The organism is Hungatella hathewayi WAL-18680 (assembly GCF_000235505.1).
Classification (GTDB): Bacteria; Bacillota; Clostridia; order Lachnospirales; family Lachnospiraceae; genus Hungatella_A; species Hungatella_A hathewayi_A.
Map to the genome: position 1 here is coordinate 1,403,437 of NZ_JH379027.1, position 26,150 is coordinate 1,429,586.

The 26,150-nt window shown below is 50.9% G+C and carries 21 protein-coding genes; 11 read left to right on the forward strand and 10 right to left on the reverse strand.

Annotation, left to right across the window (positions count from 1 at the left end):
• Window positions 1-2: 2 nt before the first annotated feature.
• From HMPREF9473_RS06400 to HMPREF9473_RS06435, 8 genes are read right to left on the reverse strand one after another with little or no spacing between them, the layout of a single operon-like run.
• Window positions 3-1,484 carry a complex I subunit 5 family protein gene (locus HMPREF9473_RS06400; RefSeq protein ID WP_006779256.1) on the reverse strand — a complete coding sequence of 494 codons (1,482 nt, stop codon included), beginning with the start codon at window positions 1,482-1,484 and terminating at the stop codon, window positions 3-5.
• Window positions 1,485-1,504: 20 nt separating this feature from the next.
• A complete protein-coding gene (locus tag HMPREF9473_RS06405; protein ID WP_006779257.1) occupies window positions 1,505-3,010 on the reverse strand; it encodes a complex I subunit 5 family protein in 1,506 nt (501 codons plus the stop codon).
• A 1-nt stretch (window position 3,011) separates the two neighbouring features.
• Entirely contained in the window at window positions 3,012-3,386 is a 375-nt protein-coding gene (locus tag HMPREF9473_RS06410) for a sodium:proton antiporter (RefSeq protein WP_006779258.1), read from the reverse strand.
• Window positions 3,386-4,348 carry a hydrogen gas-evolving membrane-bound hydrogenase subunit E gene (gene mbhE / locus HMPREF9473_RS06415; RefSeq protein WP_006779259.1) on the reverse strand — a complete coding sequence of 321 codons (963 nt, stop codon included), beginning with the start codon at window positions 4,346-4,348 and terminating at the stop codon, window positions 3,386-3,388. Before mbhE ends, HMPREF9473_RS06410 begins: the two co-directional genes overlap by 1 nt.
• Entirely contained in the window at window positions 4,329-4,595 is a 267-nt protein-coding gene (locus HMPREF9473_RS06420) for a hydrogenase subunit MbhD domain-containing protein (protein ID WP_006779260.1), read from the reverse strand. Before HMPREF9473_RS06420 ends, mbhE begins: the two co-directional genes overlap by 20 nt.
• Window positions 4,592-4,948, reverse strand: coding sequence for a cation:proton antiporter (locus HMPREF9473_RS06425; protein WP_006779261.1), 357 nt, complete (start codon window positions 4,946-4,948; stop codon window positions 4,592-4,594). Before HMPREF9473_RS06425 ends, HMPREF9473_RS06420 begins: the two co-directional genes overlap by 4 nt.
• 1 nt (window position 4,949) lies before the next feature.
• Window positions 4,950-5,264, reverse strand: coding sequence for a monovalent cation/H+ antiporter complex subunit F (locus HMPREF9473_RS06430; protein ID WP_006779262.1), 315 nt, complete (start codon window positions 5,262-5,264; stop codon window positions 4,950-4,952).
• Entirely contained in the window at window positions 5,261-5,737 is a 477-nt protein-coding gene (locus HMPREF9473_RS06435; RefSeq protein ID WP_006779263.1) for a Na+/H+ antiporter subunit E, read from the reverse strand. The genes HMPREF9473_RS06430 and HMPREF9473_RS06435 overlap by 4 nt, the downstream gene beginning before the upstream one ends.
• Window positions 5,738-5,931: 194 nt before the next feature.
• Here HMPREF9473_RS06435 and HMPREF9473_RS06440 point away from each other — a divergent pair, with 194 nt between their 5' ends.
• From HMPREF9473_RS06440 to HMPREF9473_RS06480, 9 genes are all read left to right on the forward strand, one after another.
• Window positions 5,932-6,789: a tyrosine-type recombinase/integrase gene (locus tag HMPREF9473_RS06440; protein ID WP_006779264.1), complete on the forward strand. Its 858-nt coding sequence runs from the start codon at window positions 5,932-5,934 to the stop codon at window positions 6,787-6,789.
• A gap of 417 nt (window positions 6,790-7,206) precedes the next feature.
• Window positions 7,207-7,962 carry a signal peptidase I gene (gene lepB / locus HMPREF9473_RS06445; protein ID WP_006779265.1) on the forward strand — a complete coding sequence of 252 codons (756 nt, stop codon included), beginning with the start codon at window positions 7,207-7,209 and terminating at the stop codon, window positions 7,960-7,962.
• A gap of 90 nt (window positions 7,963-8,052) precedes the next feature.
• Window positions 8,053-19,413: a hypothetical protein gene (locus tag HMPREF9473_RS06450; protein WP_006779266.1), complete on the forward strand. Its 11,361-nt coding sequence runs from the start codon at window positions 8,053-8,055 to the stop codon at window positions 19,411-19,413.
• A 26-nt stretch (window positions 19,414-19,439) separates the two neighbouring features.
• Entirely contained in the window at window positions 19,440-20,216 is a 777-nt protein-coding gene (locus HMPREF9473_RS06455) for a hypothetical protein (RefSeq protein WP_006779267.1), read from the forward strand.
• The gene (locus HMPREF9473_RS26010) at window positions 20,213-20,788 is read left to right on the forward strand and encodes a hypothetical protein (RefSeq protein WP_006779268.1); all 576 of its coding nucleotides are present in this window, start codon (window positions 20,213-20,215) and stop codon (window positions 20,786-20,788) included. The genes HMPREF9473_RS06455 and HMPREF9473_RS26010 overlap by 4 nt, the downstream gene beginning before the upstream one ends.
• A 10-nt stretch (window positions 20,789-20,798) precedes the next feature.
• Window positions 20,799-21,380 carry a hypothetical protein gene (locus HMPREF9473_RS26015; RefSeq protein ID WP_006779269.1) on the forward strand — a complete coding sequence of 194 codons (582 nt, stop codon included), beginning with the start codon at window positions 20,799-20,801 and terminating at the stop codon, window positions 21,378-21,380.
• 52 nt (window positions 21,381-21,432) lie between these two features.
• Window positions 21,433-22,215, forward strand: coding sequence for a hypothetical protein (locus HMPREF9473_RS06470; RefSeq protein ID WP_006779270.1), 783 nt, complete (start codon window positions 21,433-21,435; stop codon window positions 22,213-22,215).
• A gap of 28 nt (window positions 22,216-22,243) precedes the next feature.
• Window positions 22,244-22,993: a hypothetical protein gene (locus HMPREF9473_RS06475; protein ID WP_006779271.1), complete on the forward strand. Its 750-nt coding sequence runs from the start codon at window positions 22,244-22,246 to the stop codon at window positions 22,991-22,993.
• 32 nt (window positions 22,994-23,025) lie between these two features.
• Window positions 23,026-23,220, forward strand: coding sequence for a helix-turn-helix domain-containing protein (locus HMPREF9473_RS06480; RefSeq protein ID WP_006779272.1), 195 nt, complete (start codon window positions 23,026-23,028; stop codon window positions 23,218-23,220).
• An 82-nt stretch (window positions 23,221-23,302) separates the two neighbouring features.
• Here the strand turns inward: HMPREF9473_RS06480 and HMPREF9473_RS06485 are convergent, their stop codons facing one another.
• Window positions 23,303-23,608 (reverse strand): hypothetical protein, encoded by a 306-nt coding sequence (locus HMPREF9473_RS06485; protein WP_006779273.1) that lies wholly within the window; start codon window positions 23,606-23,608, stop codon window positions 23,303-23,305.
• Window positions 23,595-23,882 carry a type II toxin-antitoxin system prevent-host-death family antitoxin gene (locus HMPREF9473_RS06490; RefSeq protein ID WP_006779274.1) on the reverse strand — a complete coding sequence of 96 codons (288 nt, stop codon included), beginning with the start codon at window positions 23,880-23,882 and terminating at the stop codon, window positions 23,595-23,597. Before HMPREF9473_RS06490 ends, HMPREF9473_RS06485 begins: the two co-directional genes overlap by 14 nt.
• A gap of 173 nt (window positions 23,883-24,055) precedes the next feature.
• Between HMPREF9473_RS06490 and HMPREF9473_RS06495 the strand changes: the two genes are divergently transcribed.
• Window positions 24,056-24,913, forward strand: a complete 858-nt coding sequence (locus HMPREF9473_RS06495) for a tyrosine-type recombinase/integrase (RefSeq protein ID WP_006779275.1) — start codon at window positions 24,056-24,058, stop codon at window positions 24,911-24,913.
• 418 nt (window positions 24,914-25,331) lie between these two features.
• The gene (lepB, locus tag HMPREF9473_RS06500) at window positions 25,332-26,087 is read left to right on the forward strand and encodes a signal peptidase I (protein WP_006779276.1); all 756 of its coding nucleotides are present in this window, start codon (window positions 25,332-25,334) and stop codon (window positions 26,085-26,087) included.
• Window positions 26,088-26,150 lie beyond the last annotated feature (63 nt).

Here is a 26,150-nt window from a genome sequence, read left to right on the forward strand (position 1 = left end):
CCCTACATCACCGCAGACGCGATCGTTTCGATAAAATGAATCAGTGGCGCCGGGAACATGCCAAACACCACGGCCCCCGCTGTCATAAGCAGCATGGGAACCAGCATCCACAGCGACGGCTCCAGCTCCTTCACATTTCCATAGTCATAATCCGCTCCCGGGAAGAACCCGTGGATGGTCACAGGCAGCAGGTAGCCGGCCGTCAGCAGGGCGCTTATCAGCAGCACCACAGGGCCAATCCAGGAAAATGCTCCCACATCCGCCGCCAACGCTCCCGTGGCCAGATACCACTTGCTCACAAACCCGCTGGTCGGCGGAATGCCCACCAGGGTCAGGGACACCAGCGTAAAGCACCAGATGGTAATGGGCATCTGCTTTCCAATTCCCCGAAGCTCGCTGACCTTTTTAAGACCGGTCTTGTAAATGATGGCGCCAGCCCCAAGGAACAGCGTGTTCTTCACCAGGGAGTGGAACACCACATGGGAGAGCGCTCCCACCATGCCAAGAGGTGTCAGTAAAGACAGACCAAACATCATGTAGGACACCTGGCTCACCGTGGAGTAGGCCAGACGCTTCTTCATCACCGGCTCCTTGTAAGCCAGCATGGATCCCATGAACACGGTCAGCAGCGCCAGAACCATCCACGCCGTCTGCACCCAGGTCCCCCGAATCAAATCAGGACCCACCATAAAGAAAATTACCCGCACAATGCCCAGGATACCAGCCTTCGTGATAAGACCGGACAGCACCGCGCTGGCCGGGGCCGGAGCCACCGGATGGGCGGTAGGCAGCCACCCGTGCATGGGAAACATACCCGCCTTGGTGCCAAATCCCACAATCATACAGAAGACTACCACAAGCAGCAGTCCCTCATGTCCGGCCAATGCCGTTCCGTCCAGCACGCCGCCCGGAGTAAAGGTCAGCGTCGTCGCATAGTGGGCAATCACAAATATCCCAAACAATGCCAGGAACGCGCCTGCGACGGAATAGTACAGGTATTTTAATCCCGCCATCACCGCTTCTTTCGTCAGCTCGTGAAGCACCAGCGGAAGGGAGGTCAGGGTCATCATCTCATAGAACACGTAAAACGTAACCAGGTTGGCGGCGTAGTCAAGGCCAATCAGCACGCCCAGCACAATCAAGTAAAAGCCAAAGAACCGGAATTCATCCCGCTCATGCTTCATATATTCCACCGAAAACATTCCCGCCATCAGCCACACAAAACAGGTCAGCAGCGAGAACAGCCGTGACACGTTGTCCACGTGGAAGGCGATGGTGATGGTATCCGTCAGCTGCCATAAATCAAGTCCGCCATCCGGCTGGAAAGCGATGGCGGTGCAGACGGCCAGAACCGCCAGCAGCGCAGCCAGTGAGATGCCCAGCATCAGCTTTCGCTCCCCGCGGATACGCTTGACGGTGAGCACCAGAACGCCCGCCACAATCGGCAGGAGAACCGGAATCAGTAACAATAAATTCTGTCTCATAGGTATATCCCCCATATTCTTTAATCAAACATCTGAAGTCCGACTTCAATGGCGCGGACAATTGGCTGTGAACACACGCCCAGCACAATATTCAGGATGATAAAACTGATAACGGCAATCCTGAAGTTCCAGGAGCTGGCCCCCAGCTTGGCGGTGGAAGCACTGCCCTCCGGCATTTTCTCCGCCGGTGAATAGAGTGTAATCACCAGCCGCAGGAAATACACCGCGTTCAGCAAGGTACTGATGCCGAGACCCAGGATGGTCGGAATCATTTTCCCGGGACTTAAGGTGGCGGCGGAGGCGAACAGCAGCTTCGAGATAAATCCCGACAGCATGGGAAGTCCCACCATGGACAGCGCCCCGATGGCAAATCCGATGCCGGCCAGCCGGTTCCGGTACCCGGCTCCCCGCAGACTCAAGTAATCCTTCTTGTTGCCGGACACCTCATAGAGTCCCACCGAGCTGACAAACAGCAGCGCTTTGGTGGCCGCGTGCCCGAATAAATGGAACAGGGCTGCCGTCATTCCCGCCTGGGTTCCCAGTCCGATACCCAGGTAAATGTATCCGATTTGGGCCACCGAGGAGTAGGCAATCATCCGCCTGGTATCCGTCTCACTGATGGCATGGACCGAACCCATGATCATTCCGCAGAGTCCGAACACAAACAGCACGTTCACAATGTGGCTGGCGATGATGTGCTGTTCTCCCAGCACCCGGTAAAACAGTTTAATCAGCAAAAAGATATAACCCTTGGACACCAGCCCCGACAGAATCGCGCTGGCCGCCGGCGTCGCCGACGAGTAGGCATCTGGAATCCAGGAATGAAACGGATACAGACCGCTCTTAATCGCCAGACCGACGGAAATCACGCTGATAATCACCAGCATCGGCACCGCGTAGGAGCCATTTGCCATAATCTGGGTGATGGCCTCCTTCGCGTTGGACATCAGCAGATGTCCGGTCACGTCGTAGAGCAGGCTGAGTCCGATGAGAAACAGACCGGAGCCTAGCTGGCTCATCACCATATACCGGATGGCCGCCGTGAAGGCTTTGCCCTTCTGCCGCATCATAATCAGTCCGCAGCCGGCAATGGTGTTAATCTCGATAAACACATAGGCCGTAAACAAGTCGTTGGTATAAATCAGGGCCAGTAACGAGCTGAGAATCAAATCCACCAGCACAAAAAACAGATTGATTTTCGTGGACTCCACATCCACAAAGATGTGGTCCATTCCACCGATGATGGATAACAGCATCACGATGCAGAAGAGAAACGCCGTCAGCGCCTCCAGCACCCCTGCCCGTATCTCATTGCCCCATGGGGCGGGGAAATGCCCCATCATGTAAGTATAGCTCTCCCCACTCTGCCACAGAAATGCCAGCACCATGCCCGACATCACCGTGATGATGGAGATAACCGCCAAGTTCACCCACTTGGCCTTCCTCCCGCTTAAGATGGAGGAGATGATACCGGCAAACATGGCCAGTATAATGGAGAAAAACGGAAAGTTTTGTACCAGTGCCATGTTATGGCTCCTCCTTCTGTGCTTCTATAATAATCTTATCCAAATCCAGAGAGCCGTACCGCTGGTACAGCCGCATGGTCAGCGCCAGCATGAGAGCCGTCACACTGACCGACACCACGATACCTGTCAGCACAAGGCCGCTGGGAATGGGGTTAATGTAGTCCGCCGGGTCCTGGCTTCCATTTACCATAATCGGCACCATGCGCCCCTCGATATATCCCTTGGCGGCCAGAAACAGATACACCGCCGTATCCATGATATTCATCCCCATGATTTTCTTAATCAGGTTCCGTTGAAGCAGAAGAATGGTAAATCCGATGCCAAACAGCACGATGGCGGCTGTTTCTTCCATATTCATATAAAGATGCTGAAGCATCACATGCCCCCCTTTCTGAACAGACTGTAAAATGCATACATGGTGCATGCCACCACCAGCCCGACGCAGATATTTAAGGGCAGAATCAGTCCGCTGCTTAAAATCGCTCCCGGTGTTCCTAAAGGAATGCCGCTGGCCAGGTGGTTGGCGCCCGTAAAGAAGGAATAGCTTTTCGCAATACAGTAGAAGGACAGCGCCCCCAGCGTGATACAGCGGAAGGTTTTCTCCGTGAAGAACTTGGAAGTCTTCTCAAACCCGAAGGCATTTAAGTAGAGAATCAACCCGGAGCCGGTGACAGCCCCGCCGGAGAATCCGCCGCCCGGCGACAGATGCCCGTTCAGGATAATGTAAATGCCGAAAATCAGAATCAGCGGCACCAGCACACAGGCCACCTTCTGGAGAATGATATCATTTTTCGGCTCATACAGACGGTCGTTGGCCTCCGCCATTCGTTTCTTCTGTGCCTCGCTGTCGCTGCTCTTGTCGATCCGCAGCAGAATCATCACACAGCAGGAGGCGATAAATAGCACGCAGGACTCCCCGAAGGTGTCAAAGGCGCGGTAGTCCAGAATCATGCCGGTGACCATGTTGATGGCGCCGGTTTCCTGGAGGCCCCGGCTGATATAGCGGGCTGACACCTCATTGTTGTCCGGATTGCCGGCATTTCCAAATACGGGGAGGTAGGAGACCGTCCACATCAGCACCCCGATGATGCCCAGACACAGCAGGATGGACATGATTTTATAAAAGGTCCGGTAATGCTTCACTTCCCGGTTGTGGTCAATATCAAAGGCTTCGTTATGTATTTTTTTGTAATCCACGGTGACCGTCTCGTCCGTCAGGCTGGAAGGGGGCGGCGGTACAATCTCCATCCGTCCTTCCAGGGGGTCAATCTCCCCGTTTACCCACCGCTCAAACCGGCCAAAGCGGGTATTTTCATAATTATTTTTCTGTCTGCTCATCGTCGTCCTCCTTCTGAATGGCCCGAATCTTTTTCAGGGTGACAAAGAACAGCACGCTGGTGACTCCCGCACCGACAGCTGCCTCGGTGATTGCCAGGTCCGGCGACTGTAACAGCACCCAGATGATGGCCATGCTCAAGCTGTATGACATGAAGATAATGATGGAGGTCAGCAGGTCCTTGGTAAAACTCACTGCCAGCGCACAGACGATGAGGCAGAGCAGCAGGAATGCTTCAAAAAGTTTCATTCCGATTCCTCCTTTTTTTCCGGCTGTTCGTCCGCGTCGATGACGGGGAGGTCAGTCAGATTCTCGTTGGTTGTCACTTCCAGACGGCTTATCATATGTCCGGATACGGGGCTGGCCACCCAGAAGAACAGGATGAGCAGCAGCAGTTTTAAGCTGTCCATGGAAAAACCGCGGATCACCATCAGTCCCACGATGACAAACAAGATTCCAAGGGTATCCCCCATAGCGGCGGCGTGCATCCGGTTTAAGGCCCGGTCAAACCGGTTGACCCCGAAGACAGCCACCCCCATGATGAGGATGCCGGTGATTAGAAAAAATGCCGAAAGGGCGAATTTACACCATTCAAATGCCATGTCAGTCCTCCTTTTCTTCCTGTTGTTCTTTTCGCTCCCGATAGACGCCGATGTAGACCTTGCACAGCACGATGACGGCGAGGAAACTGATCATGGCGTAGATAAGGCTCACGTCCACCAGATAATTTTCATCCAGATAGACGGAGAGTATTGCAATGATGATGATGGTCATGGTTCCCACCATATTAACTGCGATGACACGGTCTGCAATCCGCGGTCCAAGGACGGAGCGGATGATGCTGCAAATGATGAAGATGCCCAGCACGACGACACAGATGGTCAGCAGGATTCGATAAGCGCTTTCCAGTTCAATCACGATGTGATGCCCCCCTTTGCTTCCATTTCCTTTAATATAGGTATAAAGACGGATTCCTCAATGCCCGCCGCCAGTTCTTCATCCAGACAGTGCACCAGGAATTCATTGCCCTCCACGGACACAGTGATGGTGCCGGGGGTCAGGGTGATGGAATTGGCCAGCATGACTTTAGAAAGACCCGATGTCAAATCCGTGGTGAAATGCACCAGGCACGGCTCCGGCTGGAGTCTCGGAGAGAGAATCAGCTTCAGCACACAGAGGTTGGCTTTGACAATCTCCGTCACCAGAAGCCAGAAATAGCGGATAAACAGCGGCGCCAGCTGAAACAGCAGTCGTTCTTTTCTTATACTGTAATCCATGAATTTGCAGATAAACGCAAACAGGCAGGTGGAAATAGCGAGTCCGAACAGACAGATTTCCAGAGTGATTTTTCCGTTTAGAATCACCCATACCAGAAAAAATAACAAATACATATACAGCCCCTCCATTCGAAAGATAAATTTTACATTTACCTCATCCCATCATTATACCTTTTCAGGTATATTTGTACAAGTCCTTGACAGGTTTTGATAAATTTTCCAGTTATATTGCTTGCTATTTTCCGGGTTTCGATTTAAAGTAGAAGAAGTAAATAATCTTACGATGATGAGGGAGGATTTTTTTTATCATGGACGAGCGCAAAAATGTGAAACTGTCGGATGAAATGCTGGCGGAGTACCGGGAATATCTGGAAAATGAGGAGAAGAGCGGCGCTACGATTGAGAAATATATGAGGGATGTGAGAGCATTTCAGGGGTATCTGGGAGAAGGGATGTTGTTGGACAGGGAGAAGATACGCATGTATAAACAGAAGCTGGTAGAGCGGTACAAGATAGCCAGCGCCAATTCCATGCTGGCGGCGGTGAATAGTTTTCTGGTGTTTGCGGGGTGCGGGGAGTGGAAGGTGAAACTGTTTAAGATACAGAAAGTGCAGTACAGCCGGCCGGAGCGGGAGATTAGTGGGAAGGAGTATGAGCGGCTGGTACATACGGCACGGAAGCAGGGGGATGAGCAGATGAGTATGCTGTTGCAGACCATTGGGAGTACGGGGATTCGAATCAGTGAACTGAAGTTTATTACGGTGGAAGCGCTGGGGGATGGAAGGGCAGAGATTTATAATAAGGGGAAATGCCGGGTGGTGCTGCTTCCGGAGGAGCTGACCAGGCTGCTGAAGAAATATTGTAAGAAGGCCGGGATTGAGGCGGGGAGTGTATTTATTTCAAGGCGGGGGAATCCGGTGGACCGGAGCAATGTGAGTAAGAAGATGAAACAACTGGGGCGGGAAGCAGGAGTGGATACGGCGAAAATATTTCCCCATAATCTGCGGCATCTGTTTGCGAGAACTTTTTACAGTATTGAGAAGGATGTGGTGCGGCTGATGGATTTGCTGGGGCATTCCAGCATTAACACGACACGGATATACACGATGACGACGGAAGAACAGCCGAGGAGGCAGATGTCACGGATGAAGCTGGTGCTTGGATAGGCTGGTATTACGGCAAAAAAATAACACCCCATAATGTAAATTATGCGGTGAAAAAAATCTGAACAGAAGGAAAATCCCTTCTTGATATAGTCTATTATACCCATTTTCGTAAAATTTGCAAGGTTTGAGATGTAAAAAAATGGAAAAGCAGTTTTGTGGGTACGTAGATTTATGCAAAATGGGGTCTGACAGGAATGGCGGTTGTGTTTTTGAAATGAAAAAAACAGGATGGCCAGCTTTGCTATGTCCAAAAATAAATGGAAGTATCTTAAATTTCTAATTGTCTCTGGCGGGAGCGGCGAAAATGGCCGGAATCAGGCCGCCGGAGGGTGGCAGTTCTGTTTTTTCTGAAATTATCATCAATAGTTCACTCTATAATTTACATTAGAGGGTAAAGCCCGGAGAGAGGTGCAAACCGTGGAAGCGGCCGCAGGAAAAGGGGAGTCCCGGAAGAAAAGGCGGAGAGAGCCGCAGAAAAAAGAAAAGAAGCAGTCGCATTTCCACCGGGTCCACCGGGGAGGATATGATGAGTCACAGATCATCTGTTATCTGTGGGATATCGTGAAATCGCTGGAGGCAGGGAGGAAGACGGGACAGCTGGAGTACGAGGCGCTGGAGAAGCGGCTCCGGTGCCGGATTCGTGTGGAGATGAGACGATATTTTACGGTCAGGAAGAACCGGAACTTAAAGTATCTGTTCGGGGCGCTGGGGCTTGTGGCTGGAGTGATTCTCCTGTTTGGATTTGTGATAGGAATTGACCGGGTGTCCGGGAATTCCATGTATCCGTATCTGAATCATGGGGACTGGATTGTCTATTACCGTCTTTCCGGAGAAATACGTCGGGATGAAGTGATAGCCTTTGAGAAGGATGGAGAGAGTGTGGTCAAACGTGTGGCAGGACTGCCGGGTGACGAGGTGGAGATAAGCGCGTCGGGAGGCCGTGTGGTGGTGAACGGAGTGCAGGTGAGAGAGACTTATGTGACGCTGCCGGATACGTCGAAGGAGGCGTCCGGAGATGAGATGGGAGGACCGCTGACGGTGATGGACGGGCAGTATTTTATGCTTGGAGATAACCGGGGAGTGTCCATAGACAGCCGGGACCGGACCATGGGAACGGTGCCGGCGGAGGATGTACTTGGAAGAGTGGTCCTGGTAGTCCGGGCCGGAGGGTGAGCGAATGACCGGGGCGGGATTACCTGGAATACAAATAAGAGAGATAAAGCAACAAAAAGATAGAGGATAAACCAATGGAGGGGTACAGATATGAGCCATTTTAGACTGCATACGAGAACAAACGGGAAGGACCGGCTGAAATATGTGATAGCGGGAATCGCCTGCATTCTGGCAGTGGGAGCGGCGGGATACGCGTTGCACAGCATCGGAACAGCCCGTGCAAAGAGCCGGGAGACCGTGGAGTTACATACGGGCGAGGAGCTGGAGCAGTATCTGCTGGACAGCGAAAGCGAGGATTATAACTTAAACGGAAGCTACCGTCTGGAAGAAGACCTGGAGTTGGGATGGCTGTACCAGTCAATCGGAAACAACGTGGAGCCGTTCACCGGGAAATTCGATGGAAACGGCCATGTGATAAGCGGCCTGGAGCGGCCATTATTCGGCGTTGTGAAGAAAGCGGAGATAGAGAACCTGTTTTTCAGCGGAGCGCTAATCACGGAGCCATTTACGTATTATGACGGCGAACATTACGTGGACGGATACAGTGCGCTGGCGGCATACGCAGTGGACAGTAAAATCCGAAACTGCGGAATGGATGGAGAGATCTACACAGCCAGCCCATCGGAAGCCGAGTACCAGGTAGCCAAAGCCAGCCCGGCAGACGCAGAAGAACGGAAGAAACCGTCAGAGACAGAGTCGTCAGAAGCGCCGGAGAGCAGCATGGACGTCGGCGATAACGGAGTTGGGAATGGAGCGGCAGGCGGAAATGGAGCCGGTGGAAGCGGAGACGCCGCCGGTGTAGTCGATGAAAGTGATGTAATTGATGAAACAGAAGAAGATACGGTAAATGGAACAGATACTGGAAATGAAAATGAAACAGGTGATATAGAAAACAACACACCTGATATAGAAGTGAGTATTCCGGATGATACCAATCAGGAAACAGACAGCCAGACAGAAAACAATACGGAGAATCCAGGAAATGAAGGCACTCAGGAATCAGAAGACCATACCGACATATCCGAAGTGGAAGCGCCGGAACAAGGTGAGGAGCCAGAAGTGGACATCCCTCAGGAAGAAAATGCAGACCAGCCGGAAGCCCCGGCAGAGAACACCGCATCCGTCCACCCAGTAAACAGACAGTATTTAATGCTGAAGATATCAGAACTGCCGGACGCAGAGGCAGAAGCCGCAGCCAAGGCCACTCCCTCAGATGCAGACCAGGCAGATGGAGAGACGACCGATAACAGCCAGCCAGACAAAGAGCTGCCAGAACCAGCCAGCCCTTCAGATGCCAAAGACACAGAAACTGATAAAGAAGAAATCGAATACATAGGAAACCCATTTGGCGACGTCTACATCCTTGTGACCGCAGACCGTGTAACTGCCGGAGGCCTGGTAGCCGAGACAGCCGGTGAAACCCTGATATCAGACAGCTTTGTTCTGGTAAGCCTCTCCTCCGAACTGGACGGAGTGGAAACCTACGCCGGAGGATTAGCCGGAATCCTGGGAGCCCATACAAGGACCGAGAACAGCTATGCGTCAGGAGTCCTGTCCTGCGATGATATTGCTGGAGGATTTGCCGCCATCAACGACGGCCGTATAGAAAACAGCTATTCCAGCATGGTGCTGGGAGAAGCAGGAACCATCCGCGGAGGATTCACAGCTCTGGGAACCGGAAAGTTCAAAGGCTGTGTCTACGACAAACAGATGGCCTGCGCCAAAGACAGGAATGAAGATACCGAATTGGAAGAGACAGAGCAGGAAGAAACCCTGACAGAGAACCAGCCATCAGGATTCCCGGAACAGCTGCCACCAGACGAATCCCAGACCGAAACAGAAGAAGACCACACCGGAATGATACAGGTCGGCCCAGGAGAGTGGATAGAAGCACCTGTGGAGCAGCCAGGAGCAGACGAACTGTTCGAAAATCCGGAGCAGCCAGACCCAATAATAGCTCAGGAACCAGCCACCCCCACACAGGTCCGCGAACTGCCGGAATTCACCTTAAAGGGTTTGCCGACTTCCCAGATGGTGGGACTTGACGCACAGATACCTGGAACCTGGTATTACAGCGAGAATGCCTATCCCCAGCTGGAATCTTTTGCATACAGCAGCCAGGAAGGCGTCGCGGACAGCTCCAAAGCCTCCGCCATCGCCCTGGTACTGCCGGACGAATACACGCTATTTGATGTTCTTGAAGATGGAGAACTGATACTTCCGTCTGAAATTGACGGCCAGGAGATACAATGGGAAGCCGAAGGAAACGTCATCATCGATGAAAACAACCGTGTGTATTCCGACAAGGGAGAACAGAGAGAACCAGAGAAAGAACCAGAGACAGTCACACTCTCCGACCATGAAGCGCCAGAGGTGGGAAGCCCCATAGAGACCTCAGCACCGGAAGAGAATGTATCTGCGGATGAGTTACCTGAAACTGAAATCACAGCGGAGCCAACAGAGACCGCGCAGGAGACAATTACGGAAGAAGCATCCACAAGCCCGGAGGAAACCACTATTGAGCGAAACGAAGAGACCGCCGGAGATATTCTCCTGAAAGGAACCGTGGGAGCATCAGCAAAATCATTTTCCGTCCCAGGGCTTAAAAGCGTAGCTTCATATGCAGTGACAGGAACCTGGCAGAATATTGCAGAGAAGGTAGAATCCGGCGAACTGCCGGATATGAAGCCGGTGCAGAATGCCACCGATGGCTATTATGAAATCTACACCCCGGAGGCCCTGGCCTGGTTTGCCTACAAGGTCAACAGCGGGGACAGGAAAATCAACGCAAGGCTGATGGACGATATTGACTTGTTCGGCGGGAACCATACTGGTAATACCTATGTGGAGGCCAGGGATAATATTGATGACGCCCTTCCCTGGGTACCGATAGGATACAGTTATGTGGATTGGGGATATCAGGGTGTATTTGATGGAAATAACAAAACTATTTCCCATATGCTGGTGAATGATACGGCGCTGGATGATGGAACCGTGATAGACTGTAAAGGTTTTGTCGGGGCTCTTTGCAGCGTGGATGTGGATGGGGATGAGGCAGTGATAAAAGACCTGGGAATCCAGTCCGGAAAAATAAGCAATATGGATATGGGAAATTCAAGATCTATTTATATGGGGGGAATCACAGGCACTGTCGGAGGTTTAGGAAAGATAAATATTGTGAGGTGCTGGAATGGGGCCAGCATTCTATATGACAGTACTGTTTTGACGAGTTCTTACACTTATGTAGGTGGGATTTGTGGATTTATTCATCAGTTGAAACCAGGAGAAGGCGGAAGAATCACCATTGACGGATGTTATAATACAGGTTTTATAAAAGGTTATACTGTTGGAGGGATTGTTGGAAGTACCGGGGGCTCAAAGAGTTGTATCGTCATAAATTGTTATAATACGGGCAGGGTGAGAGGAGAAAGCTATGGAGGAGGAATCGTTGGTTCGAGTAATCCTGGCAACTGGTCAGACCAAAAGATTATAGGCTGTTATAATTTGGGAGAGTGTATCGGAGGCAGTAAAACAAATCTGGGAGGAATCTGTGGCATTCTATGGTTTAACACGACAATCAGCGGGTGTTTTTATGACAGCAGTATGAGTGAAGCTGGCTATACGAAATACGGTACGAATGTTAAGCCAGTCAGTATAACAGCAGTTACTCCCGCACAATTAAACAACTGGGCGGTAGCATTTGCCTTAAATAACTATGGACTGGAATCAGAATCCAGTCAGAGCAGCTGGGCCTGGACAGAGGGAGGAATCCCAACCCTTTATAACCCGGCGGTAAATCCGGAGAAGAAACTGATTCCTGCCAAGGACTGGTCTGTGGTCGGTCAGGCAGTTGCCGACGGATTTATGGGACTGCGTGCCACCGGACTTAAAGTTCCGGTACCGGAAGGCGATGGAAGCCAGGACAACCCTTATGTGCTCACCAATGCCGAGCAGCTGGCCTGGTTTGCCAAGCAGGTGAACAACGAAAATTTCAATATTAACGCGAAAATGACTGCCAATATGGATTTATCCGGTACCGCGTATACCGGTATGACCAGCGAGGAAGTCACAGGAGATATTGAAAAGGCTTTGGTATGGGTCCCAATTTGTAATTATAGGTATACATACAGTTATACGGGCATATTTGATGGAAATGGTCATCATGTGACAGCGATGCTGGTAAAAGAAGCAAAAAGTTATGGTCTGTTCGGCAGGATAGGGAGTACCGAAAATCCAACCATCATTAAAGATGTTGGAATAAAATCCGGAAAAATAACAATGCTGTCTGGAGATCCTGGTTGTTACGGAGGAGGAATCGCTGGAAAGGCGGAGGGCAGTAATATTGTCATCCAGAGATGCTGGAATGGTGCATTAGTAACGGATAACGGATGCGGAGGAGGAATTGTAGGGCTTCTCAATACAGATAACAGTTTGATTGAGGGGTGTTATAATCTTGAAACAATAGATGTAGGGAGTGATTCCGGAGGAATTGTGGGTTATGTGGGAAGGGCTTCTCACAATCTGATTAAAAATTGTTATAACTTGGGAGATGTAGCAATGAGAGCCCAGAACAACGGGCTTGCCGCCGGTGGAATTATTGGAAGGTGTCAAAATGGAGTCAGCGATGATACGAGTGTACCTTATTATCTGGAATTAAGAAACTGCTATTCTTCAGCAAAACTTAGTGGTCAGGGATATAAAGGTGGAATTATTGGCGGCAGCAACTGGAAACTTGATATGGTGTCAAACTGTTATTATGATGCCAGCAAAATAGGAACCGCTGGTGGTGGTCTTACAAAAGAGCAGGCCACTGGGGTCACCGCAGAGCATATGAAGAGCTGGGCGCTGGCCTACGCGCTGAACGGTTACCGCCGGGAAGCCAAAGATGCATCAGAGGCATCCTTTACATGGAAAGAGGGCGAATATCCGTCCTTATACTGGGATGGAAAAACTGATGATGCGGGCAATCCCATAGAAAAACTGGGGCCAGCCAGTGACTGGAGTGTCATCGGAGACGGAATGGAAGCCGGCCTGATTGGAAATCCATATACCGGAGAGCGGTATTCCCTTCCGGCGGGCGATGGAGTCACGACCCCTTATCAGATAGGGAGCGCCGAGCAGCTGGCCTGGTTCGCTAACCAGATTACCAATGCGACTGGCAGTACCAAGCTGGATGCAGAATTGACTGCTTACATTGACCTGGGTGGGGATGCATACGTTGACAGTGGAGACTTACCATGGATACCGATAGGATATAACCTTTCAGGAAGTGTTCTTAAGGAAACGATAAGAACTTATGGAGGAATCTTTGACGGCGGCGGATATATGATAGACCGTATGTATGCTAAGGCTCGTGGTAATATTGGTTTATTTTCTTATGCTGGCGAAGGCGCTGTCATCAAAAATGTGGGAATAGGTCCGAGAAGCTGGGTGGAGTCAACCGGACCTGATAATACATCGGATAATTCAGTAACCGCTGCAATTGTGGCAATGGGATATAGTAAACAGGCATGGGTAACTGCAAATGCTTCTGCGGTACCACTTACGATAGAAGGATGTTACAGCCGTGCAACTGTGAAAGGGAATACAGATGCTAAAACTGGTGGTATTTTTGGTTCGGATAGTCTCCTGTATTACTGGGACAGCACGTATTGTAAGGGAAAAATAGCCGGATGTTATGTGGCAGGTCCAGTGAGCAGTGCCACAGGCAGCGGATATGCCATAGCTGGGTGGATTACAGCGAGTAAAACAGATGGAGGCGGTATCTATAACTGCTATTGGGACAACAATATCCTGAGCAGCCAGGCCGTGTGCAATGGACCAACGACAGCGTATGCTGTTAATTGCAGTGGAAAGACAACGGCAGAAATGAAAGCCGAGGCCATAATAACTTTGTTGAATACGTCTATCACGGAGAAAAACTGGATATACAACAATACGGCCACCTCCAAAGTCAACGACGGCTATCCGATTCTGAAGACCCAAAACCTGATTACCACCTGGGCCGGTGTTGCGGCGTTAGGGCTTCCAGCCCCAACCGTCCAGTCACCGTCAAGCGAGACGTCGACCTACGGAACGGAGGACAATCCCTATCTGCTGTCTTCCGCGGAAGATCTGGCCTGGTTTGCCAACGAGGTCAATAACGGAAAGTTAAGTCTCTGCGGCAAACTGATGACCGACATTGACTTATTCGGAAGCAAGTACAGCGGTGTGGACTGCGCGGCAGATGGCAGCAATATTGAGTCTGCCATTGAGTGGGTTTCCATGGGAGTATGTGATGCGGATACCCTCACCTGGGTAAAGGGCTATACAGGTATCTTCGATGGAAATGGACATCATTTATCTAATGTATTTATGGGAAAAAATGAAAACTATCATGCATTTATCGGCATGCTGGGAAATGTGACGGATTCCGGAACCGTGAAAGATTTAGGGATAAAGTCCGGGAAAATTTCAGCGAAGCATCATGCTGCCGGAATTGCTACCATAGTGGCAGGAGAGAGCCAGGTCAGACGCTGCTGGAACGGAGCGGAGATAATCACAGAAAGTGACCTGGGAGGAGGTATTGCAGCAGAAGCGACATCAATTGGTGGAAGAACATCAAAATATAACCCGGTGATAGAAGGATGCTACAACATAGGAAAGGTCAGTAGTTCGGTGGGAACGCGTACTGCCGGAATTGTAGCTCACATAAGTGGAAATGGAGGAGTTGCCGGAGACGGAGCAAGAATCAGGAACTGCTATAATTTAGGAGCGGTCACAGGAGTGGAAGGCTGCGGAGGCATCTATGCAGTGCTGGCGTCAAATGCGACTAAAGACCTTATAGAGAATTGTTATAATGGGGGAACATGCACCGTATCTTCATCAGCCGGTAAAAGCTATGCAATCGGAAATATGGCGAACCCGGATTTTTATGTAAACTGCTATTATGACAAACAGAAAAGTGGTTACGGAATCGGTACGAGTACAGCAGATGTCCCAAAGGTAGTCCGGGGCCTTACCGAAGCGCAGATAAAAAGCTGGGGGATGGCATGGGCCTTAAATGGATATGGATTAGAATCCACAGGGGCCACAGGTGTGACTGACATCACAGATACCACAGATACCACAGACAGTTCCTTTACCGGAGCATTAGGGGAATATCCGACTCTGTGCTGGTCCGGAGATGACGATTTTGAAGACAGGAAACTGAAGGCCTCCACCTGGCTTGACATTGGATACGGAGTGGAGAACCAGCTGATAGGAGACAGGGATACCGGACAGCTGATTCCGGTGCCATCGGGAGATGGTACTACCACCAGTCCCTGTCAACTGGCCAATGCGGAGCAGCTGTCCTGGTTTGCCTACAAGGTTAGTGAGGGATTTCCTGCTTACTGCGGTACTATGACGGCAGATATGGATATGTTTGGTACAAAATATACCGGGATATCTTATGACAGCAGCAAAAACAATATGGAACAGGGGCTTCGCTGGGTTTCCATGGGAAAGAACGCGGACGTGTCAAAATACTATAATTATGGAGGTATATTTGACGGAGGCGGTCATCAGCTCTCCAATCTGCTTGTCCATGAGATTACGAATACCGCAGGGTTTGTTGCTACGTTGAGCAAGAGTGCAAACCAGGGAATTCTTAAAGATTTGGGAATCAAGTCCGGAAAAATAATTGGTGCGGGTAATAATGTTGGTGCCCTGGCGGGGGTAATCAATGGAAGTGGAAACATATTGAGATGCTGGAACGGCGCGGCGGTGAGTGGCAAGAGTGATGTCGGTGGAATTGTTGGGCCTATCCTGAATTGCAGGGAGGTGAATATCGAAGGCTGTTATAACACGGGAGATGTAACTGGAACCACGTTTTCTTCCGGAGGAATTGCTGCTTCAACGGCCAATGTTTATACCGGTCCTGTCATAAGAAACTGTGGAAATACAGGAAATGTGAAGGGGGCGAACTCCAGTGGCATTGTGAATTTATTGGGCCTGACATCATCTGGAACATGGGGAACGATTGCCAACTGTTATAATGCCGGAGTGGTGGCAGGAACAGAAAAGGCTGGTGCAATTATGGCAGCAAAGGAAGGAACAGTCATGAACTGTTACTATGATAGAACCAAAACTTCAAAACCAGGTGATGGCATTACTTCGACAGAAGCGAAAGGAGTAACCACAGAGCAGTTACAGTCCTGGTCGGCCGCCTATGCATTGAATGGATATGGTCTTGACCAGACGGAAGATTCCTTTGCGTGCACAGCCACAACGGAAAGTGCATGGACTTATCTGGCGGCAGATGACGGTACACCGGTGTATCCCACCATCTGCTGGCCGGGTTCTGCGGATGCAGACGCGCCAAAGAAACTAGGAGCCCCGGATAGCTGGGAGGATATTGGTTTAGGAATGAGCGGCGGACTAATCGGAAACCGGACCACAGGAGCGGTGACAGCGAGGCCAGGCGGAACAGGAGAAGCGTCCTCGCCTTATGTGCTGGCCAATGCGGAGCAGCTGGCCTGGTTTGCCTATGAGGTGAATCATGGAAGGCCCGGCATTTCCGGAAGGATGACCGGAGATATCGATTTGTTTGGAACTCCATATACCGGAATTGCATATGATGCCGGAACCGACAACATCGATGATGCGGTTTTGTGGATGCCGATGGGGACGCGTGGAGATGTGTGGAATACGGGATACCAGGGTACTTTTGACGGTGAAGAACACAGTCTGAGACATATGAGTGTTGTGACAACAAGCACCGACGCCCCGGCAGGATTTATAGGAATGCTGGGAGTGCCTAGTGTCAGCGGAACAGTTAAGAATCTGGGGATTGGCTCAGGTAAAATAACTGGCGCTTCCTATGCAGGAGGAATTGCAGGATTAATGGTTGGAGCAAACTCAAAAATTTCCGGCTGCTGGAACGCGGCTGATATTGTTGGAGGAACGAATACGCCTGGCGCTTCCGCAGGTGGTATAGTTGGAATGACTGGCATTTCAAGTTCCACAGCATTTTCCGGTGTGGTGATAGAAGGCTGCTGGAACCAGGGGGCTGTCTCCGTCCCGAGCGGGGGCACAATAAATTGTGGAGGAATTGCGGGACGATGGTTTAATGTAGAGGATTCCACGATTCGAAACTGTTATAATCTGGGAACGATTGGCCAGGGAGCTTCCGTGGATGGAAGTATGGGAGGTATTTTAGGAAATATCTCAGTCTATGCCAAGAATAATAAGCTGGAATACTGTTACAATGCAGGAAATATTGCCTCTTCACTGGCCAGTACAACGGGAGCGATTGTCGGAAGTGGAAAGAATGCAGACAACAGTATTATAGGCTGTTATTATGACACGGCCAACAGTACCGGAGTCAAAGGAGCGGGCAGTAATGTGACGGAGGAAGAGGCCAGAAGCCTGACCACAGCCCAGTTACAGTCCTGGGCGGCGGCCTATGCGCTGAACCGGAACGGGATGCAGAATTCCGTGTCAGACTATGGTAATTTCACCTGGAAGTCCGGGGAATATCCGTCTCTGTGTTATGCAGGAAGTGCGGATTATGATACCAAGAAATTGCAGCCGGCGGAGAGCTGGGAAGTGATTGGACAGGGAGTGAAGGACCAGCTGTTGAAAGACAGCACAGGAGCTTTCATCCCGGAGCCAGTCAAAGACGGAACAGCCTATGCCATAGAATGTGCGGAGCAGCTGGGATGGTTCGGCATGACGGTGAACAGTGATGTGGGAAATCAGACCCTGAATGCCAATCTGACCAAGGATATCGACCTTCTGGGAGCCCGTTACGGAGGAACCGAAGATGCCCGGATTCCATGGATTCCGATAGGTACTTATCAGGGACATTTCGGCGAAGGACAGGCAAAGGTATATCAGATTAAGAATTTGTTTGCGGGTGGAGTACCAGGGAAATGGATGCAGAGTGCTGGGTTGATTGGAATTTTGAAAAGCACCGGACAGGTTATGAAAATTGGTATGGAAGCTCCTGTTATAGGTCCTGCGGATCCTGACGCCAGAAGAGGAGTCTGGGGAGGAGGGATTGCTGCACAGATGGATGGCGCTGGAACAATGATATCCAGGTGTTATGCCAGAAATGCAGTGATTAGAGTGGGATCGGTAGGAGGCTCTGCCGGTGGAATCGCAGGCCAGGCGAAGAATGGAGGGAAAATCCAGGATTGCTATACCATAGATTCCACAATTTCCAGTAGAGGAACTTATGATGGTTCGGTGTCCGCTGCTAGTGGTATTTTAGGATATTACGACAACACGGCGCTACCCATAGAGAATTGTTATGTCGCCGGCAATACACTTGTAGCGATACAAGGGTCGAACCAGGGAGGGAAAAATCCTGTGGGATATAATGCGGTTGCAAAGAATTGTTACAGCGATGTGGAATCGGATGGCAAAGCAGGTGTGCTGGAAAAAACACAGAAACAGACCGACCAGTTAAACACTCTTGATACTACTGAGCGGATGGGAGACGATCGGGTATGGTATACGTCCTTAAGCAATGAGGCAACCCATGGATATCCGACCCTGGATGCACCGGTGAAACTGACAGCTGAGGTAAGCCCGGCAGCATCGGTAACAGGAGTCTCGGCGAGCCTGAAAGGGGAACCTCTGCCTGATAAAGTACTGCTGCGTGGACTGCGTGAAGAAGGCGGAAGCAGTTCTACATTCGAACTGGTCAGCGCCAGTGCGTTAAGTCCGAATTTCAGCATTTACGGCTATGAGAATGCCAACAAGAAGCTGGCTTTCCGGGCTGCCAACAGGATGCTGACAGAAATCATAGGCTATGCGTCACTGACAGACCCGGTTGAGGCGGGCCAGATTGCCAGCCTCACCTGGATACAATTTTACAATGGAGCCGCGTACACGGCGCCAAAGAGGACATTCATGCTGGATGTGTGCGACACTGGGAAGACAACCCGTTATGAGATCTGCATCACCGTGAAGGACCCGGCCAGCAAGACCATGAGCCTGACCTTCCCGGTGAATCAGGTGACCATTGAGCTGGAGCCCGGAGTAAAACGGAAGTCCGAGTCAAATGAAGTAACCGTGACAAACGAAAATGGCTATCCATTAACCGGGCGAATCTCCGGAGTCACCCCATTGACGGACAAAAATGTGGAGCTAATGCCGATTAAAGCGAAGCTGGAACCCATTGATGAGAGAACGGATTTGGTAAAGGCGGGAGTGAAGCTGGGAATCAGCGGAGCCGGCGGAGGAACCGATGAGTATTACTACAATCCGAAGGACGGCGGAAAATGGGTGTCATACGATATGGTAGGAAAGGAAAAGACAGGAGAAAACAGCCTGAAATTCCACTACTTCATGGAATACAGTCCGCTTTACGCCGGACCGGAGCAGACCTTTGGCTACAAGATTACTTACAGCAGCGGAATCCCGAAAGAGGATGTAACCACAACGACAATGACAGCCGATACCGCAGGAAGTGGAAGCTGACGGTCTGAGCGGATGGGAGACAGAAGATGAGGAAAGAAGACTGGAACACATCAGAGCAAGACCAGAAAGCAGAGTCAGAGCGGAAGGCAGAGCCGGAGAGAAAGGAAGGGCTAGGCCGGAAGACGGAGCCGGAGCGGAAGGAAGGGACGGGCCGGAAGACGGAACCGAAGCGAAAGGAAGGGACGGGCCGGAAGGCAGGGCCGGAGCCAGACCGAAGTGAGCAGAGCCGGAGAAGGCAGAGGGGACGCCGCAGGCGGCGGGTGAACCGCTTCAAGCGGCAGCTCCCCATCCGTCCGGCAGTTATGGCATGGGCGGCAGGCGGAGTGGCCGCCGCCGCAGTCCTGGTAATCGTCCTGACCACCTGGGTTCCCAACGCTGGAATCCTGCCGGACCCGGTGCAGGCCCAGGTGGACATTCTGCCAGACAGCCATGCCAGGAACGGAACTCTACACGCAGCGGAAGAGCGCACGGTGGAGGAAGGAGATTTCTGGGTGGTCATCAACCAGATACCAAAGGTGGAGCTGGGAAAGAAGACCTGCAACCTGGAGTATGAGAATCCGGAGGCCAACCATTACAGCGCCCGCGTCAACCTGTACCTGACGGAGACGGGGGAACATCTCGGAGGAACCCGCCGGGTGGACCCGGGAAGCTATGTGAAGGATATTACATTAAAGAAGAAACTGGAAACAGGGGATTACCCGGTGACAGCCCAGATTGAATTGTTTCAAGAAAAGACACCTGCGGGAAGCATGTCCCTGGATATCATCCTGCGGGTGCTGGAGGAGGGAGACAGGATCGGATGAGTATGGAAGAGGAACAGACACCAAAGCACAGCCCCCGCCGCCCCAGAAACGGGAAACGGAGCCATGCCAATCTGCTGGTGATTCTCCTGGCCCTGGTGTTCTGCGTGGCTGTGGCCTGCACGGCGGCCTACCTGGTAGCCAGGAACAGCCAGCCAGCGGCCGCAGGAACACCCGGCCTGGTGGCGGAGGGAAATGTAAAGACCGGAACCATCAACGACCCGGCAGGGGGCCAGGAGGCGCTCAACGAGGTAGTGAGGGAGGGAATGCTCTCCTTCTCCATCAACGCAACGCCCAGCATGAAAGACGGGAAGTCAGAAATCAATCTACTGATAGAGAATCCGCCCAACAACGGCACCCGATTCACCGTCACCATCTGCCGGGAGGACACCGGGGAGGAAATCTACCGTTCAGGCTACTTAGACCCGGAGCAGTATATCGACAACACCCATCTGGATGTGGAACTGCCGGAGGGGGAATACCCGTGCATCGCCTACTTTGACTCCTACCGGATCAAGGACAGCAGCTACATAGGAAGAGCGGCGGCACAGATCACTGTGTACGTGCTGGACTGATGGAGGGCATATGAAAGAAAAAAGAGAAATGCCCACTGTCCCTGTGAGCGGGCGGGGTAGAAAAGAAAAACTCGGAAAGAAATTCACGGGAGTCCTGGTAGTGGTATTACTGCTGGTAGTGGCTGTGCTGGGAGCGGCAGTCTATCTGCTTTTGGAGAGGAGCAAACCGGAGGCAAAAGAGGGCCTGGCCTACGAGGCCAACGTCATAGCCGGAGACATTCCAGGCAAGTCAAAGGAAGAGCGTCAGAGAGAGTTAAACTCAGTGGTGGAAGAAGGAATGCTTGCCATGTCCATCAACGCCACCCCCAGCGGCCCAGGAACCGGCCGTGACCGCTCCGTCAACTGGCTGATAGAGAACCCGTCCAACCAGGGAAAACTGATACGCGTGGAAATCTACCGTGATGACACCGGAGAAAAGATATACGAAACGGGAGCCATCAAACCAGGAAACTACGTAGAGTCAGCCCCTCCGGACACCGACCTGCCGGTAGGAGAGTACGACTGCACGGCCCGCTTCTACACCTACCGTCTGGAAACAGAAGAATACATCGGCCAGGCCGCGGCCAGAATCAGGCTGGTGATATATGAATGAGACGGATAGAGCAGTGGAAACCAGAACAACAGAAGGAGAAAGGAGGGGAGGGATGTTGAAGAGAAAGAAGATGGCAGGTGTGGCGGTCTTGACAGCGGTCTGTCTCCTGGCGCAGAGCCAGACAATGCCAGCATATGGAGCCGGAATATCCGGGAGTATGGGAAAAACAGATGGAACCAGCCGGCTGCAGAACACAGTTCCGCTCACCGGTGGCAGAAGCGGGGAAGCACCCACCGGAGTCGGCCTGGAAAACCTGGAAATCAACCCGGAAGAAGGGGACAGCGCTTCAGTCCCCGTGGAGATGAAGGGAACCGTAACCGCGTCCCTGATATCCGTCAGTCTCCCGGCCGACGGCTTCGAATTCAGCGTAGACCCGGAAGCGCCCTTCGACTTAAGCGCCCCGGCGGCGCAGATACTGAGCCCGGATGTAAAAATCGAAAACCATTCCGTAGTGCCGGTAAAACTGGAAATCGCCCGTGTGGACGACATCGGCGACAATGACGTCAAATTCTCGGAGAAGTTCTCCAGCGAGCGGGAGCAGTCCTTCCAGCTGGTAGACACCATAGCCGGTGCAAACGCCCCAGGAACCGCCATCCTGGTACTGGGAATGGAAAACCGCCGGTACCAGACCAGCCGGGAATTCGAGCATTACGCCATCTGCCCAGGAAAGACAGGCATCTATGTGGCGGAAATCGAAGCAGGCGGTCAGACCACCTTAAAACTATACGGAAAAGTATCGGCCGATTTCTACGGAAGCTACGAGTTCACCGTAAGGCCAACCTTAAAAATCAGCGCAGTCCAGGCCAACGAGCCAGCTGATTCATATAGAGAATAAAATAAAAGGATAGCAGGAGGAAGAAACAATGAGAAAGACCAAGAAAATGGCAGCCCTGGCATTAACCATAGCCATGGCGGCAGGCGGAATGACGAGTGCATACGCGGCAGGAGCGACAGGCGAGACAAGCGTGGAAGCGAGCAAAGATGTTAAGAGTGTCGGAGACACCAACATGCTTCTGACAGGAACCATCAAGGTAACCACCTTAAGCGTCACCATCCCGACCACCGTGTCCTTCAACGTAGACATGACCAAGATACCTGACTCCGAGGCAGGTGGGGATGCCACCAAGACGGTCAATGTCCAGGTGGAACAGCCGGATGATACGATTTACAAGATCACCAACAATTCCGCATCGTCAGTCTGGGTATATGTGACAGGAGTCACTCCAGAAGCCAACGGAGGAAGTCTCCCAGTTCTGACAAACACGTATGCAGATGTAAAAACAAAAGATAACAACATGCTGTTTGCCATCAAGGATTCCGCAGAGAACTCCCCGAAAGCCGGAGCCTATGACGGCACAACAAAGCCAGAGCCGGACGAAATAGGAGCCCCCGGTTACTGGATGACAACAGCAATCAGTAGCACAGATAAGTATTACCTGAATTCCACCACCAAAGGAGAGCTGATAGCCAAAGACTTAGCCGTAGACGCCAAAGCAGGCAAAAACGAAATGCCGCTGACCATCTACGCCTTCACCAGAAAAGGCTGGAGAGCCGGAGACAAGTTCAACGTAACCCCAGTCTTCACCGTATCCGTAACAGACCCAACCGCATAAAGAAAGAATCAATAAAAAAGGAGGACCCACACATGGCAAACAGAATCCCATGCACCCCATTTGGAAAGAAAATGAAAATCGCAATGGTAGAACAGGACATACCCCAGCAGGAGCTGGCGAGACGCCTGGGCATCGCCAACTCCACCGTCAGCGACATCATCTACGGCCGTAACCAGTGCGAGCGCACCAAAGAACGCATTGCCGAAACCCTCGGAATCCAGGGATAAATAGAATCACCAAAACCATAGAGTAAAAAACAGAGTTCCTGTGGATAATCAACTGTCAAATCCACAGGAACTCTGTTTGAAATTATCTTAAAAATGGACCGTAATTTTGTCTGTCATCAATTATATACTCTATTTTGACCACTTGAGAATCTTCATAAATCTGAAAGACAAACCATAGATGGGGCCAGAAATTGAGAACTCTGTACTTATCTGGTATGTATTTCAATCTGGAACAGCCTATTTTAGGCTGCATTTCCAGAAAGGATATCTTTTCATCATAAGAATCTAAAAGGCGCAGAGCACACTCCATTCCGTTATCTCTAACACAGAAATCCGTATACATATTTAAAATATGATTTGCAGACGGAGAAATGTCAACTTGATACATCGTATTCCTCCATAAGTTTCTTTCGGAGCATCTGACTGGCAGAGCGGGCAGAAATATCCTCCACACCGCTGCGGCGCAATTCCTCCACTTCAACTAATCGCTCTCGCAGTTCCAATTGTTTTTCTCTCTGGTCGTAAACCGCAATGTCCATAACGACTAAATCACCCTCGCCATTTCTGGTCAGAAAAACTGGCTCCTGCGTTTCTTTACATAGGGTTGCTATTTCATTATAATTTTGTCGGATTGCGGCCGATGGTTTAATAATTGTCTGCATTGCACACCTCCTTGATAGGATTATATTGCTATTATTCTAACTAAATTATACTATACAATTCAACGGAGTACAACCTATATTTCAATATTATAAATTCCTTTTTATTCTGGATTAAAGCCTGGAATCATGATACAATTAAAAAATATAAAGTCTTAAAGGAGGTTTTTTTTTGTATGAGAGAGCGTAAAAATGTGAATATCACAGAAGAAATGTTGAAGAAATACCAAGATTATCTGCAAGATGAGGAGAAAAGTTTGGCCACGATTGAAAAATATATCCGGGATGTGAGGCGGTTCATGGAGCATCTGGGGAGTGATGGGGAATTTAGCCGGGAAAAGGTGCGGGATTATAAGCAGGAGTTAAAAGAAGCGTATAAAATAACCAGCGCGAACTCTATGCTGGCGGCGGTGAACAGTTTTTTGGTGTTTGCGGGGTATGGGGAGTGGAAGGTGAGACTATTTAAGATACAGAAGGTACAGTACAGCCGGCCGGAGCGGGAGATAACCGGGAAGGAGTATGAGAGACTGGTACATACGGCACGCAGGCAGGGAGATGAGCAGATGAGTATGCTGTTGCAGACGATTGGGAGTACGGGGATTCGAATCAGTGAACTGAAGTTTATCACGGTGGAGGCGTTGAACGATGGCCGGGCGGAGATTTATAATAAGGGGAAATGCCGGGTGGTGCTGCTTCCGGAGGAGCTGACCAGGCTGCTCAAGAAATACTGTAAGAAGGCCGGGATTGTAGCGGGGAGTATCTTTATCTCAAGGCGGGGAAACCCGGTGGACAGGAGCAATGTGAGCAAGAAGATGAAACAGCTGGGACGGGAAGCAGGAGTGGATACGGAGAAAATATTTCCCCATAATCTGCGGCATCTGTTTGCGAGAACTTTTTACAGCATTGAGAAGGATGTGGTGAGGCTGATGGATTTGCTGGGGCATTCCAGCATTAACACGACACGGATATACACGATGACGACGGAAGAACAGCCGAGGAGGCAGATGTCGCGGATGCGGCTGGTGCTTGGATAGAATGGTTTTACGGCAAAAAAATAACACCCCATAATATGAATTATGCGGTGAAAAAAATCTGAACAGAAGGAAAATCCCTTCTTGATATAGTCTATTATACCCATTTTCGTAAAATTTGCAAGGTTTGAGATGTAAAAAAATGGAAAAGCGATTTTGTGACTACGTAGATTTATGTAAAATGGGGTCTGACAGGAGCGGCGGTTGTGTTTTTGAAACGAGAAAAACAGGATGGCCAGCTTTGCTATGCCCAAAAATAAATCAAACAATCTGAATATTCTATTTGTCCCTGGCGAAAGCGGCAAAAATGGCCGGAATCGGGCTGCCGGAGGGTGGCATTTCTGCTTTTTCTGAAATAATTGTCCAGCAGTTTACTCTGTAATTCATATTAGAGGGTAAAGCCCGGAGAGAGGTGCAAACCGTGGAAGCGGCGGCAGGAAAAGGGGAGTCCCGGAAGAAAAGGCGGAAAGAGCCGCAGAAAAAAGAAAAGAAGCAGTCGCATTTCCACCGGGTCCACCGTGGAGGATATGACGAGTCCCAGATTATCTGTTATCTGTGGGATATCGTGAAGTCGCTGGAAGCGGGGAGGAAGACGGGACAGCTGGAGTACGAGGCGCTGGAGAAGCGGCTCCGGTGCCGGATTCGTGTGGAGATGAGACGATATTTTACGGTCAGGAAGAACCGGAACCTGAAGTATCTGTTCGGGGCGCTGGGGCTTGTGGCGGGAGTTATCATCGTGTTTGGATTTGTGATAGGGATTGACCAGGTGTCCGGGAACTCCATGTATCCATATCTGAATCATGGGGACTGGATTGTCTATTACCGTCTTTCCGGAGAAATACGTCGGGATGAAGTAATAGCCTTTGAGAAGGATGGAGAGAGTGTGGTCAAACGTGTGGCGGGACTGCCGGGTGACGAGGTGGAGATAAGCGCGTCGGGAGGCCGTGTGGTGGTGAACGGAGTGCAGGTGAGAGAGACTTATGTCACACTGCCGGATACGTCGAAGGAAGCGGCCGGAGATGAGATGGGAGGACCGCTGACGGTGATGGACGGGCAGTATTTTATGCTTGGAGACAACCGCGGGGTGTCTATAGACAGCCGGGACCGGACCATGGGAACGGTGCCGGCGGAGGACGTGCTTGGAAGAGTGGTCCTGGTAGTCCGGGCCGGCGGGTGAGAAAATGCCTGGGAAAAGGATGCCTGAGATGAGAGTACTCAAGGGCAAGAATATCCGGGACAA

What these genes read in the sequence shown, in the direction of transcription:
- HMPREF9473_RS06475 (WP_006779271.1), top strand. Translation starts at nt 22,244, where the DNA reads ATGAGAAAGACCAAGAAAATGGCAGCCCTGGCATTAACCATAGCCATG.
- HMPREF9473_RS06480 (WP_006779272.1), top strand. Translation starts at nt 23,026, where the DNA reads ATGGCAAACAGAATCCCATGCACCCCATTTGGAAAGAAAATGAAAATC.
- HMPREF9473_RS06425 (WP_006779261.1), bottom strand. Translation starts at nt 4,948, where the DNA reads ATGGCATTTGAATGGTGTAAATTCGCCCTTTCGGCATTTTTTCTAATC.
- HMPREF9473_RS06495 (WP_006779275.1), top strand. Translation starts at nt 24,056, where the DNA reads ATGAGAGAGCGTAAAAATGTGAATATCACAGAAGAAATGTTGAAGAAA.
- HMPREF9473_RS06450 (WP_006779266.1), top strand. Translation starts at nt 8,053, where the DNA reads ATGAGCCATTTTAGACTGCATACGAGAACAAACGGGAAGGACCGGCTG.
- HMPREF9473_RS06410 (WP_006779258.1), bottom strand. Translation starts at nt 3,386, where the DNA reads ATGCTTCAGCATCTTTATATGAATATGGAAGAAACAGCCGCCATCGTG.
- HMPREF9473_RS26015 (WP_006779269.1), top strand. Translation starts at nt 20,799, where the DNA reads ATGAAAGAAAAAAGAGAAATGCCCACTGTCCCTGTGAGCGGGCGGGGT.
- HMPREF9473_RS26010 (WP_006779268.1), top strand. Translation starts at nt 20,213, where the DNA reads ATGAGTATGGAAGAGGAACAGACACCAAAGCACAGCCCCCGCCGCCCC.
- HMPREF9473_RS06420 (WP_006779260.1), bottom strand. Translation starts at nt 4,595, where the DNA reads ATGAAACTTTTTGAAGCATTCCTGCTGCTCTGCCTCATCGTCTGTGCG.
- HMPREF9473_RS06455 (WP_006779267.1), top strand. Translation starts at nt 19,440, where the DNA reads ATGAGGAAAGAAGACTGGAACACATCAGAGCAAGACCAGAAAGCAGAG.
- mbhE (WP_006779259.1), bottom strand. Translation starts at nt 4,348, where the DNA reads ATGAGCAGACAGAAAAATAATTATGAAAATACCCGCTTTGGCCGGTTT.
- HMPREF9473_RS06435 (WP_006779263.1), bottom strand. Translation starts at nt 5,737, where the DNA reads ATGTATTTGTTATTTTTTCTGGTATGGGTGATTCTAAACGGAAAAATC.
- HMPREF9473_RS06485 (WP_006779273.1), bottom strand. Translation starts at nt 23,608, where the DNA reads ATGTATCAAGTTGACATTTCTCCGTCTGCAAATCATATTTTAAATATG.
- HMPREF9473_RS06400 (WP_006779256.1), bottom strand. Translation starts at nt 1,484, where the DNA reads ATGAGACAGAATTTATTGTTACTGATTCCGGTTCTCCTGCCGATTGTG.
- HMPREF9473_RS06470 (WP_006779270.1), top strand. Translation starts at nt 21,433, where the DNA reads ATGTTGAAGAGAAAGAAGATGGCAGGTGTGGCGGTCTTGACAGCGGTC.
- HMPREF9473_RS06490 (WP_006779274.1), bottom strand. Translation starts at nt 23,882, where the DNA reads ATGCAGACAATTATTAAACCATCGGCCGCAATCCGACAAAATTATAAT.
- HMPREF9473_RS06440 (WP_006779264.1), top strand. Translation starts at nt 5,932, where the DNA reads ATGGACGAGCGCAAAAATGTGAAACTGTCGGATGAAATGCTGGCGGAG.
- HMPREF9473_RS06405 (WP_006779257.1), bottom strand. Translation starts at nt 3,010, where the DNA reads ATGGCACTGGTACAAAACTTTCCGTTTTTCTCCATTATACTGGCCATG.